At 63.8% G+C, this 13,082-nt stretch carries 7 protein-coding genes; 4 read left to right on the top strand and 3 right to left on the bottom strand.

Going from position 1 to position 13,082, the window contains the following annotated elements:
• Positions 1-49: 49 nt before the first annotated feature.
• Entirely contained in the window at positions 50-817 is a 768-nt protein-coding gene (locus ACQY5K_RS08785; RefSeq protein WP_428122077.1) for a dodecin family protein, read from the bottom strand.
• Between the two features lie 145 nt (positions 818-962).
• Between ACQY5K_RS08785 and ACQY5K_RS08780 the strand changes: the two genes are divergently transcribed.
• The 4 genes from ACQY5K_RS08780 (at position 963) to ACQY5K_RS08765 (ending at position 9,333) form a co-directional block, all read left to right on the top strand.
• Positions 963-1,169 (top strand): dodecin family protein, encoded by a 207-nt coding sequence (locus ACQY5K_RS08780; protein ID WP_419922201.1) that lies wholly within the window; start codon positions 963-965, stop codon positions 1,167-1,169.
• A gap of 28 nt (positions 1,170-1,197) precedes the next feature.
• A complete protein-coding gene (locus tag ACQY5K_RS08775; protein ID WP_428122075.1) occupies positions 1,198-3,621 on the top strand; it encodes a CaiB/BaiF CoA transferase family protein in 2,424 nt (807 codons plus the stop codon).
• Positions 3,622-3,871: 250 nt separating this feature from the next.
• Positions 3,872-5,155 (top strand): ATP-binding protein, encoded by a 1,284-nt coding sequence (locus tag ACQY5K_RS08770; protein WP_428122072.1) that lies wholly within the window; start codon positions 3,872-3,874, stop codon positions 5,153-5,155.
• A gap of 110 nt (positions 5,156-5,265) precedes the next feature.
• Positions 5,266-9,333: a hypothetical protein gene (locus tag ACQY5K_RS08765; RefSeq protein ID WP_428122070.1), complete on the top strand. Its 4,068-nt coding sequence runs from the start codon at positions 5,266-5,268 to the stop codon at positions 9,331-9,333.
• On the opposite strand, the gene ACQY5K_RS08760 is transcribed toward ACQY5K_RS08765, so the two are convergent.
• Together ACQY5K_RS08760 and ACQY5K_RS08755 are read right to left on the bottom strand one after the other, a co-directional pair.
• Entirely contained in the window at positions 9,314-9,631 is a 318-nt protein-coding gene (locus ACQY5K_RS08760; protein WP_428122068.1) for a hypothetical protein, read from the bottom strand. The two genes, ACQY5K_RS08765 and ACQY5K_RS08760, sit on opposite strands and share 20 nt — an antisense overlap.
• Before the next feature lie 318 nt (positions 9,632-9,949).
• Positions 9,950-12,952: a hypothetical protein gene (locus ACQY5K_RS08755; RefSeq protein ID WP_428122066.1), complete on the bottom strand. Its 3,003-nt coding sequence runs from the start codon at positions 12,950-12,952 to the stop codon at positions 9,950-9,952.
• Positions 12,953-13,082: the final 130 nt, after the last annotated feature.

Here is a 13,082-nt window from a genome sequence, read left to right as displayed (position 1 = left end):
GGGCGATGCTTGTGCCAAGGCGTCGGCGGCCTCGCGCGGAGGCCCCCGGCTACAGCTCGCTGGGCGCGGCGCCGGGCAGGTAGGTGACCGGCAAGTTGGTGATGCGGCGGACGCGGCTCGGCAGGTCGCCGCGCACCAGCCGAGATGCTCCCGCGGGCAACGTCGACAGGATGATCCCGTCGAAGCTGGCGCGTGCCAGCACCGCCTGAATGGCTCGGAGCGGATCCGGATCGCCCAGTTCGCCGGTTGCGGCGTACGACGCCGCTGCGATCTTGGCGAGCTGCGCCTCGAGACGCTTCTGTGCCTGCTCCATGCCCTCGGTGTCGGGACCGAGGAAATCGGCTCCGCCTGGCAAGTGCTCGGAGGGAATGCCCGTGACCGGGTCTGCGGCCAGCATCGACAGCCGCCGCGCCCGCGCGTAGCTCTTCGAATGCGTCATCGGCACCAGCAGGTGGAACTCGCACGGGCCGTGGGAGTTCAGCCGGTCGATCTCAGCCACGACTTCACCGGTGCCGAGCGTCTGGTTCGCGACGATGAGCCAGCGCGTGACTTCGACGTCGGGTGCGCCTGGCGTCAGGCCGGGGCGCATCCGATCCACTCGGAACGCCAGGCTCAGCCTGATGCGATAGACAGCGACCTCGCCGCCGACGATCAATACATCGCGTTTCTCGACGTGTGCCACGGACAGGTCGCGGATTGTCTTGGTCGCCTCCGCCACACCGCGCCGAGCAGCGTCTTCCCACGAGACGGGGCTGGCCGCAACCAGCGTGACGACCTTCTCGACGGCGTTCGGGCTACGGCTGGGTGCTTCGTTCACAGTGGGGCCCGTCCTGGTCAGCGGGGAGTGGCGGGTCGCGGTGGGGCAAACTGTAGGCCACACTGCGATTGGGCGGCACAATGCCCAGGTCGGACACCGCCGGTCGGATCGATTCCGAAATGGCGGTCGCGACGAGGAGAGGTCAATGAGCGTTTACAACGTGATCGAGCTGATCGGGACAAGCGACGAATCGTGGGAGCGTGCCACGCAGAACGCAATCGCTGAGGCTTCGAAGACCTTGCGCGACTTGCGCGTCGCCGAGGTCATCGAGCAGGACGTGGTGATCGAAGGCGGCGTCATCTCTGCCTATCGCACCAAGGTCCGCCTGTCGTTCAAGCACGAATCCGGCTGAGTCTCGCCTCCAAAGAGGGCTGACGGAAATGGGGACCGCGCGCGGGCTTGACGGCATTCGCGTCGTCGAGCTGGGCCAGATGGTCGCCGCACCATGGGTAGGCAAGCTGCTTGCCGACCTCGGTGCGGATGTCATCAAGGTGGAACCTCCGACAGGCGACCGAGCGCGCCGACGCGGTCCGTTTCGACCTGGTGAGGGCACCCCGAACGGAACCGGCGGCGAGGGCATCGGCGGTCTGTTCGCGGCCCTGAACACCAACAAGCGCAGCGTGACCGCAGACGTGTCGAGCAACGGTGGCCGCGCGGTGCTCGCAGATCTGCTCGCGGAAGCCGACCTGTTCCTGCACGACTTGGCCCCTCGGATTGCGTCCGACATCGGCTTGGTCGGCGACGAGCTCCGCTCCCGACATCGGTCGTTGGTCACGATGTCGATCACGCCGTTCGGACAGACCGGGCCGTACGCGCACTGGCGAGCCGAGGAACTGCAGGTCGTCCACGGCGGCGGCTGGGGCTGGCTGGCCCCAGGTTGCGTGACCGATCCCGACCTGCCGCCGCTGAAGCCCCACGGTCACCAAGCGGCGTTCCAGTCCGCGTTTGCAGCCGCCTGTGCCGCGCTGGCGTCCGTTGATCGGGCGCAGCGCTCCGGTCATGGTGAGCACATCGACTTCTCCACGATGGCCTATGTCGTGGGAATGCTCGAGGCCGCGTTCATCAGCTGGTCCTACACCGAACAGAACCCCAGTCGACTCGGAGCACGCATTCTCAATCCGTGGCGGATATTGCCGACAACCGACGGGCACATCTTCGTCTTGTGCGTTGAGGCTGATCAGTGGGAGCGCTTGAAGGACCTCATGGGCCGACCCGAGTGGGCGGACATGGAGATCTTCGACACCGTGGAGAGCCGCTTCGAGAACGAGGACCTGCTGCACATGTGGCTGGGCGAGTGGGTCGCCACCCAGTCGGTAATGGAACTGTTCCATCGCGGTCAAGCACAGCGACTCGCATTCGCGCCTGTCAACACCGTTGCTCAGATGGCCGAAGACCCACACCTGACCGCCCGCGACTTTCTGGTCACGTACGACCAGCCGGGATTGGGCCGCATCACCGTTCCCGGCGCGCCGTCCCGCCTCGCGAACGAGTGGTGGTCCATCCGACGTCCGGCACCGGCGCTCGGCGAGCATGCGGGCGCAGTATTCGAGACAACCCGGGCGGGCACCGCGTCCGCGGCACCGACGCAACCCGGCGGCGACCGGCCCCTCGACGGTGTGACCGTGGCGGACTTCACATGGGTGTGGGCGGGTCCGTTCTGCACGCTGCACCTCGCCCACCTGGGCGCAACGGTGATCAAGATCGAGTCTGCCGCCCGCCCGGACCTCGGACGCCGTTTGCCGATGTACTCGATTCATCACGATCAGACGCTCGACACCAACGGCTATTTCAACCAATACGGCCAAGGCAAGCGCAGCATCACGATTGACATGGGTACTGCTGAAGGCAGCGCACTCGCGAAGCGGCTCGCTTTGAGCTGCGATCTTGTGGTGTCGAACTACGCCACGGGCGTCATGGACGGCTGGGGTCTCGGCTACGAGGCGCTGGCGGCGCGGCGGCCAGACGTGATCGTCGGCGCGATCAGCGGCTACGGGCAGCACGGCCCGTACAAGTCCTACATGGGCTACGGCCCGACAACCGGGCCGCTGTCGGGCCTCGCATCGCTGACCGGCTATCCCGGCGGTGGTGCCTCCGAACTCGGCGTGTCGCTGGGCGATCCCGCCGCCGGCATCGCAACTGCATACGCGCTGGTGGCTGCGCTGGCGGCGCGGCGGCGCACTGGCGAGGGCCAATTCATCGACACGTCCATGTGGGAGGCCACGACTGCGTGTATCGCCGAGGGCTGGATGGAAACCGCACTCACCGGTGAGCAGCCCGAGCCGATGGGCAACTGGGATCCGCTGATGTCGCCGCACAACGTGTACCGCTGCAGCGGCGGCGACGACTGGGTGGCCGTCTGCTGCGCCGACGCCGGCGAATGGGAAGCACTCGCCGGCGTGATCGGCCTCGATCCTGCCGATGCACGGTTCGCAACAGCGGCCAACCGCAAGGCGAACGAGGTCGAGCTGGACGGGATCATCGCCGCGTGGACCTCAGCACACGACCAATGGGCGGTCACCGAACAGCTCCAGGCCGTCGGTGTGCCTGCATTCCCGTCGCTCAGCCCTCGCTCGATCGAGACAAACCCGCACCTGGCGGCTCGTGGCCTCATCGAACGCCTCGATCACCCTGCCGTGGGCCAGATGAGCCACGTCGGAATCCCATGGCTGCTCCACGACGGCTCCAACGGCGTCCGCTCGCCCGCACCCACGCTGGGTCAGCACACTCACGAAGTGTTGAGCGAAGCACTCGGGCTCGGCCCCGCAGAGATCGCTGCCCTAGAGGCGGCAGGCGCCCTGCGCTGAACCGGCCGCGTCGCTTCATCGCTGCGAACCGCCGCTACCGCGACCTCGAACGTTATTGAGCAGTCTTGCTCAATAACGTTCGAGTCTGATATTCAGAGTCCACATCCTATGAAAAGCAGAGTCCACGTGGCGGCTAGACCAGGGTGTGCACTCAGCCGCCCTTGGTGCGCCCCCGGCGCAAGATGTGGAGTTGGTGTACGCTATTGAGCAGAGTTGCTCAATAGCGTACACATGACGCTATACTGGTCACATGCCGGAGTATCAGCGGCCGCTGGTCGCGACGATCGTGGAACGGCTCCAATCGAGGACTGAGCGCGTGATCGCGGTGTTCGGACCGCGACAGTCGGGCAAGACCTTTGCCGTCCGCCAAGCCCTTCGTGCGATTTCGCACGGTTGGAGGATGGTTGCGGTAGAACCCGGCGGCACCGACGTGTCTTCGGATGCACCGGGGCCGTTCGATTCGAACGCAGCAGTCGGAGGCCAAGCCCGGTTGACCTCAGCACCGCGAGACTTTCAGTGGCTGGTCGAGGTGTGGGAACAGTGCCGTCACCGGGCGAACTCGTCGCCTAGTGGCTACGTATTGGTGCTTGACGAGATTCAAGAGCTGCCGAATTGGTCGGTTGCCGTCAAAGGCCTCTGGGATGCCGATCGTGCTTCGGGCTGTCCCTTGCAGGTTGTAGTGCTGGGCTCGGCCCCGCTCCAAGTCCAAGCCGGACTCAATGAGAGCCTCTTGGGCCGCTTCGAGCCGGTTGTTTCACCTCACTGGTCCTACACGGAGATGGCTGAGGCGTTCGGCTTCGGCTTGGACGAGTACGTGTTCTACGGCGGCTACCCAGGAGCCACTCGCTACTTGGCGACCCACGAGGAGTGGCACCGGTACGTCCGAAGCGGGCTCGTCGAGCCCAACATCGACCGCGATGTGGTCTCGATGACGAACATCCGCAAGCCAGCTCTGCTGCGGCGTCTCTTTGAAGTGGGGGCCCGGTACTCGGGGCAGATCCTCTCGTACAACAAGATGGTCGGCCAGCTGCAGGACGCCGGCAACACCACCACGTTGGCGGGGTACCTACACCTGCTGTCACAGGTCGGTCTGCTGACCGGACTGCCTTTGCATGTAGAGCGTGCAGTGTCAGCCAAAGCCTCGACGCCCAAGCTGAATGTGCTCAATACCGGCTTGATGTCAATGGTGTCGGGCTATTCGTTCGAAGAGGCGCGCGCTGACCGCACCTTTTGGGGCCGCCTTGTCGAGAGCGCCGTCGGGGCACACCTCGTCAACACGATGCCGTCGAGCGGAGATATCAAGTACTGGCGCGACAGTCGCGGGCGGTCGGCGGTTGAGGTCGACTTTGTCCTTCAGCGGGGACCCCATCTCGTGGGTATCGAGGTGAAGAGCGGAGCAGCGCGCGATGCACTGCCCGGACTCGATGAGTTCAAGCGGCGCTTCGGCGCACGCACGCTTGTGGTCGGCGACGCCGATATCCCGCTGGACGCGTTCCTTTCGCTGCCTGCGAGCGAGTGGATTGAGGAAGCGTGAGAGAGACGTACGTCGCGCGCACATGTACTTGCCTTACGCAAGGTTCTGACGAGGACGGATCGCTGGCCGAGCCACGATCGCTGAGCCACTTCAGATCCGAGCGTGCTTATGTGCTGCTTGGTGACGCCGGCTCGGGCAAGTCGACCGAGTTCGAGATGGAGTGCGAGAGACTCGGCGACGAGGTGGTCTACCGCACCGCTCGAGATTTTGTGAACCTTGAGGCCCGGGCTGAGTGGAGGGAAAAGACGCTCTTCATCGACGGCCTCGACGAAGTCCGCGCAGGCACGGCAGACGGTCGGCCAGCGCTGGATGAGATTCGCAAGCGCTTGGACCAGCTTGGCTGGCCGAGCTTCCGCATCTCTTGTCGCGAAGCCGATTGGCTCGGCAACAACGACCGACGCAACCTTGAGAGCGCAACTCCAGGGGGAACTGTCGCTGTACTGAGGCTTGAACCCCTAGGTGCTGAATCACAACGGACGCTCCTCGCCCAATACCTAGACGGCGGCGATGTCCAGATGTTTGTGGACGAGTCCCAGAGGCACCAACTGAGCGGGATGTTGGACAACCCGCTGACGTTGAAGTTGCTCGCCCAGGCCGTAGCCCAGGGAGGCGGAACCTGGCCCACGAGCCGACGGGACGCGTCCGAATTGGCATGCCACCGCATGGCAGAAGAGCACAACGACGAGCACATTGCCGCGGCGGAAGTCTTGTTGCCAGTTGAGGCTGTGCTGACGGTCGCCGGAGAGCTGGGCGCAACTCAACTGCTCACGGGCATTGAGGGTTTCTCGCTCGGCCCGGCCGATGATGATTCGTCGTATGTCGCGCTGAACGGCCTCCAACCGTTGGACCTTGATGTTTCTGAGGGGCAGCCCAATCTGCGCCGATGGTCACTTGGTACCAAGCTGTTCGCGGCGACGTACGACTCGGAGGCGGGCTGGCCGAGGCGCGTACCCCTGCACCGGCACATCGCCGAATTTCTTGGTGGCCGCTACCTCGCACGACTCGTCGAAGATGGCTTGCCGGCCCGACGCGTTGTGGCACTCATGATCAGCCCACACGACGGACGGGTGGTGACTTCGCTACGAGGCCTATCGGCCTGGTTCGCTGCGCATTCGCCGGAGGCGCTCGACCTTCTCATCGACGCCGATCCCGTCGGCATCGGGCTGTATGGCGACGTTGGCGGGTTGAATGGCTCACAAGAGCGACGACTCCTGCAAGCACTCGCGGCTCACGCAGCCGAGGGCCCATTGCTTCGCAATGCATGGCGTGACCGAAGAGACACCAGCTATCGGGACACGACGGTGTGGGCGTTCCGTTCGATAGTCGATGCGGAGACCATCGACGCCGTGAAATTTCTTCTGAGGGCTTCTCCCCACGACCCCCCGGGCGAGCGGATCCGAGAATTCCTGCTGGAAGTCCTCTCAGTTGCAGATGAACACCAGCTCAGCTTGCTGCGCGAACTGACGCCGCAGGTCGCGGCATTCGCTCGCGACGGGCGGTGCTCACGGCATGTCCGGCTAGCGGCGCTCGATGCTCAACTTCGTCTCACATCAGGAGGCGTCGAAACACGGCGAGTACTGCAAGGACTGCTCGATGACATCTTTGCTGGAAGCGTTACTGATCCTGACCGTCAGCTCGCAGGCAGATTGCTCGAAGAGATCTATCCCGACACGATCCGACCGGCAGAGGTCTGGGAGTACCTAGGGCACCCCAGTCGCACTCGAATCATTGGGCTCTTCGAGGGTTTCTGGCGCACAGGACTCTCGGAGCACTCGTCTGGCGAGCAAGCTGGCGAGCTCTTGGATTCCCTTCACAATGACGCTGCCCGATTGGTGCCCGCCTTGCGCACACGCCATTTCGACAGCGTTCCTGTGGACCTTCTGGCAAAGGCGCTCATTGGGCTGGGCGACAAGGTCGACTCCGAGCGACTGTTCTCTTGGCTCAGCGTTGCCGGTGCTTCCGAGCCGGAGGTGATGCCAGCGAGAAGCCCTGCTGCACCGATCATTCGAGATTGGTTGGAGACTCGCCCCGAAGTGCAGCGAAGTGTGTACTTGGATTGGCTGCGCCGCCGCGATCCGAATGATCCGCTGGGTTTCAGGACGTACGACTCGTGTCTCTCTCTGCACGGCAGCATGCTGCCGTCGGATGTTGGCCGGTGGTGCTTGGAACGCGCAGTTGAGCTAGCTGAGCCAGAGCCACTTGTTGCGCGTGAACTCTTGCGCATCGCGTATCAAGCACTCGAGGACCCGACGAGGAACGAGGGCCTGACAGCCGATGTCGTGCGAGAGACGGTGAGCGACAGCAGCGAGCTCGCAGCGTTCGTGGAGGCGCTGTTCGCCACGGTGCCCCGCGACCCGAACGTCGAGCGAGTGCTCATGGAGCATGACGAGCGCGCCGCGAGGTGGGAAGAGGAGAAGCAGCGGCGTTCGGAAGAATGGGCGACTGGTTTGCGCTCAAGCTTGGCTGAGCTCCAGGGCAACACCTTCTCAGCACCCAATCTGCATTGCCTCGCGCTTGCCTACATGGGCTTGTATGCCGAGACCGATGACGAGTTGGCCGAGCGGGACCGTCTCAGCGAGTTCATAGGCGGGGACGCCGACCTTGTTGAAGCCGTGCTACAGGCGTTCCGCGAGTCGATCACGCGCCCCGGCCTTCCTAGCGTCGAGGAGACGATCACTCTGCACAGCGAGTCGAAGCACGCATGGCTTGCACTTCCGGCACTCGCCGGCCTGAGGCTGTTCGACGACGAGGACCCAGCACGGCTCGACAGTCTGGTTGACGGCCTCAAGCGTCAAGCGCTAGCGCTTCTGTTCTGCGTGCCGACGGGCACCTCGTCGCCTCCGTCTTGGTTCGAGCGTTGGTTCGAGCAGAATCCGCTGCTCGTCGCTGAGGTGGCGATTCGGTGTGCAACAGATGCAATTCGAAGTGGCGATGAACACCCGCCGGGACTCAACGAACTTGACACCGTCGGCGGCGATGAGGACGTCAAGCACATCTTCAAGCTGCGACTACTGAAGTCCTTTCCGCCGCGCGGCTCGAACGCTCAGCTCCGGCTGCTCGATCGACTACTGCTTGGCGTCATGGTGTGTCCGGGAACACGGGGCCTCCATGAGCTCATCGACAAGAAGCTCGCACTAGCGCGTATCACGGTTGCCCAACGCACTCGCTGGCTTACGGCGGCGGCGTTGCTGTTCGAGGGTCCCTATGTCTCCGAACTCGCTGAGCACGTCGAGCGCCACCGATCCGGTGCGCGTCACGTCGCAGAATTCCTTCACGAGGACCATGGTCCGCGAGTGTCCGGGCATTCGCGCCTGACGGCAAGTCTCAGCTCACCCACCCTTGGAGTACTCATCGAGCTACTCGGACGCGCGTTTGGGCCGCTTGATCGAGATGGGCTCATAACGGTCGACATCGACGCGGCAGACCGGATCAGAGACATGATCAGCCAGCTCTCGCAGATGCCGGACCCCGAGGCCACAGAAGCGCTCCAACGCTTGGGGAATGACCCGGAGCTGGGTGAGTGGCATGACGTCTTGCGCTGGAGGCGTGAGGAACAGAGCGCCATCCGACGCGACGCCGAGTACCGCAACCCGACTGTCGAAGATGTCCAGCGAACCCTCAGCGGTGGTGCCCCCGCTAATGCTGCTGACTTGGCTGCGCTATTGCTGGATCGGCTCGATGACATCGCCGATGAGATGCGAGGCGCCGTGAGCGATCCATGGCGCCCGTACTGGAACGAGGATTCGCACGGTCGCCCGGAAAACCCCAAATCAGAGAATTGGTGCCGCGATTCCCTCCTAGCGGCCTTGAACGTCCGCCCGCCGCAAGCGTTCGAGGTTGTACGTGAAGGCAGCTACGCGGCTGGCAAGCGGGCAGATGTCCGTGCGAGCTGCGCTGGTTTCAACGTGCCCATCGAGATCAAGCGTGAGGCACATCGTGATCTGTGGCACGCGATGCATAACCAGCTCATCAGCCAGTACACGACTGACCCGGCTACCGACGGCTACGGCATCTACCTCGTGTTGTGGTTCGGCGGCAAGAAGATGCCGACGCCGCCGTCGGGTCAACGACCCGGAACTCCGGTCGAATTGCGAGAGCTACTTGAGCAGAGTCTCAGTATCGACGAAGCCCGCAAGATTTCCGTGCGCATCATTGACGTCACGAGCCCGGGCCGCTGACACGCTTCGTTGGTCGCTTGGCCAAGCTCTCGAGGGAGCCCGCTGTCCGCTTCTTGTCCTTGGGATCGATCACGGTCTTGACGCGTTCGAACGCGTACCACAGCGCCTCGAGCGCTTCCCGACGCACGGAGAGGTCGGAATCCTGATATTTGCGCAACGCAGTCGCGATCTTGACATCGAGCTGGGCGTCACCTGTTTCCGGGACGGGCGACTGCATCACCACGTCCGCAGCGACGGCGCCGACGCGGACCACGCGACCGTCGGGCTCCTGTCGCAGAGCGACTTCGTTACGGCCCAAGATGAAGTTGATCTGCGAACGCCACTGTTCGCGCCCGGCCGCGGACCCCTACCCCAATACTCCCCCTTCAATTCCGAAGAGCCAGATTATGGGCGTCGGCTCAAGCCAGGACGATCGGGCTGCAGGACGTCAGCATGCTAGGAGCGCAGGACACCAGTGCTGCCGGACGCTCCCGAGAATCACCACTGCTACGGGGATACAGAGGCCCCGACTTCAGGCTGCCGGTGGCTGGTGGGCCTCCGTTCAGGGGAGGGAACGTGAGCCTTGGAGCCGGTAGCTCAGACCTCGGCTGGTGCAGTTCGCAGACCACCGGGGTAGCTAACCGATTGGCGGCGCTGATGCTTGGCCACCATGAACCGTTGGCTCTTGACACCATTCTCGACGCAGGACGTCGAGCGAATCAAGGAATTCGCCCTTGTTGACGCCAGCAGTGACGTGCAAGTCCAGGACATCGCTCAGCATCGCCTCGTCGAGGGCCTGACGGGTGTCGTCGCGCCAAGCCTCGTTGGCGGGGAGCAGCGGCCGATTCTCGAAGTTCTCGAAGACCTGATCCATCGCTGCGAGTTGGCTCGAAGACAGCGCACGGCAATCGAGAGCCGGCAATTCGGGTAACAACCGAATACTCAGCATCGCCCGGCCGTTCTGCTGCCGAGTGCCGATCCACCAGTGCCCGAGAATGCCCAATGTTGTGTTGGCCCACAGCAGGAGAGGCTGCTCCCATGCAATCTCATTGGCAATGAAAGACGGCCACGCACGACCACCGAGGCACCGCTCAGGGGTGAAGCAGGCGCCCAACATCTGGCTGTTCAGTCGGAAGTCACGATTGAAGTGCAGGCGCGTCGCCGTCTCCCATATCTCCTTGGCGCGTTCTTGATGCTCGGGCCAAGGTCGCAGGTCTCTATCGGGCTCGACGACAATGCGGGACTCTCGTCCGGAAGCGGCATCGTGGGCCCACAGAGTGGGGTAGTCGACAACTTTTCCGGCTGGCAACAGCTGCGATATGTCGAATGCCCCATTGTGGATGGGGTTCCCGGATGAATCGGTGCGGGGCTTACCGGTCTTTCTGTCGATGCGAATGCGGACATCGTCGAAGACGCGATTCTGAGGACCGGCTTTGCCGAGTTCGCCGAGGCGTGTGATCGGGGCGTCGAATTCGGTCAGCCGCGGCAGCCGCAGCCGGCCTTTCCGCAGCTGGCTCGCCGTCGCCGGCACCGACGGATCGGCGGCATGTGCACAACCGCCCTCTGTGAGGGGTGCTCGAATGTGGCAACCGATGACCTCGGTGCCGATCTTCATGAACCCTGGCGGCGCAGCGATGGCGGCAGCCACGCTCCGAGCCATGGCAACGGCCTCGACCGGATTGACGGGTCGGTGCGTCACGCTGACCCAATCGACATCTTCGGAGAGGCCCGAGTCGATGCTGACCTCTGCGTCCCGCTTGGTTGCGACGATTAACGCCTCAGCCATTCCGGTGTCTGCCGAGAATGCGCGGTCGGTCTCAGCCGCCAGAGTGACGACTGAGATGTTCTCGTACTTGCGGGCGAGCAGGCGACGCGTGGCGCCCCAGCCATTGCCCGAGACGACCGTTGCTGGTAGGACCAGCGCCAGCACACCGCCAGGCCGAAGTTTGGCATCGGCGAGATCGATGAAGCTTGTTGCCAAGCCTGCGTTGCCCTCGGCCGCCGGTGATTTTCGATCTCGGTAGACGCGCTTGAGGCGCCGTGACATGGCCTTTTGCTCGGCTTCATCGGTGTCGAAGCCAGCAAAGGATGGGATCGGCACGCCCAGCTTCTCTGCCTCCGGACCGTTGGGCCGGGTGAATGGCGGATTCTGGATCGCCAGATCGACGGTGGAGTCGTCGATGGCGAAGCTTGCACCATTCGGCTCGCTGTCCTCGATGTCGCCCGTTCCGCCGGCGCGCATTCGGCCGGTGCCGAACAGAGAGGTAACTGTCTCATCGCCGAGGAGTTCGAGAGAGCCGATGGCCGCGGGTTGTGACTTGTCGCCGTCCGGGTAGCCATACGGCATCAGGTGAATGTTCGTGTCCCCGAACGGTGTCGCTGGATGCGCAGCCGACAGCATGCTCGCTGTCAAGTGCACCGCGGCAGGCATGATGTCGCAGCCAACCAAGATGTCTTCCATGAAGACTGAGTGCAGCCGTTTGGAGGTGTCGGTGCCGTCGGTGAGGTTCGCGCGTCGCACGCGAGAGGCGATGCGGCGGTACGCAGCTGACAAGAGCGCACCGGTGCCGCATGCGAAGTCGGCAACTCTGAGCCCACCGACTGACGGCAGGTCGCTCCAGTCGACACGGTCGTCGAGCTGGCTCACAGCGAGTTCCGCGAGTAGCGCTGCCGAGGCAGGCAGTGTGTAGAAGGTCGCCAGGAACTTGCGGTCTGCAATCAGGCGTCCGAACATCTGACCGGCGAGGTCTTGCACCGTCGTGGCGCCCGCGCCGGAGAGTTCGGCCACAACTGTCGCCAATTGGGCGAGCATCTCCTGCGCTGGAGCCTCGGGCATCGGACGCAAGATCCTCGAGGCGATAGCGAAGACGGGCCAGTAGTTGATGCCCAGGATTTCTCGCCATGCATTCAGCACGTCGCCAACAGCGAAGATGCCGCTCTGGGATCGCATCTCCTCGATCGAGGGCGTGTTGTGAACGCCAGCGAGCGCTGACTGAAACACCAGCGCATTCGCCAGCACTGCAATGGCCATCAACGTCGTTTGCTCACTGTCGTCCTGGTGCAGCGCGCCGGAGACCTTGTCGAGGGCCGATTGGGCATCACGGGCCAACAGGCTCGTGCGGAGGTTCGTTGCAGCCTGGGAAACGCCCGCTTCGAAGGCGTCTGCCGCCGCCGCAATTCGGCGTTCCGACACTGCGACCGTCTCGACAAAGCCAGCGAGATCGTTGATGTCGCCGCGAAGCCAACCCGACTCCGGAAATCGCACTGCGCCGGCTCCTTCGATCCAAACGCACCATTCAAGATCGTCGCGTCTCGTGAGCGCCTTGGAAACAGCGGCGGGCTCGGTGTCGCCCAACGCGGTTGGCAAGCGCACCGCCACCGCGACCTCGATCACTCGCCCTGTTGTCGACAACGTTTCGCCGATGCGCGAAATCGCCTCTTCTTCGACATGGGGAGCCGGGATGTACTCGGTCTCGATAGCGACTGGTGCGGCACCGGTGTTGACCACGATGTCCGGCCGAAGTCCAGCTTTTGTCAGGGTCTTCGTCGCTTCCGCCGAGACGGTCCAACCCCCGAGGCGATCTCCGAGTGCACTCGCCACGAAGGAATTGAGGGCCGGCTCGACCATTCGTGGACTCACAGCACCCTCCTCGACGCCATCGCCTTGCACAAGCGGTTGGACATGTCGCACGGTACCGGCGAGGTGCCACACGGGCCGGAATGAGCGATGGTGACTTGTCGATGCGGAATTTTGTCTCGACGCTTCATCG

The sequence above is a fragment of the Candidatus Poriferisodalis sp. genome, from assembly GCF_965262965.1.
Classification (GTDB): domain Bacteria; phylum Actinomycetota; class Acidimicrobiia; order Acidimicrobiales; family Poriferisodalaceae; genus Poriferisodalis.
Note: the sequence above shows the minus strand (reverse complement) of the source record. Positions and strands in the feature narration are given on the sequence as shown.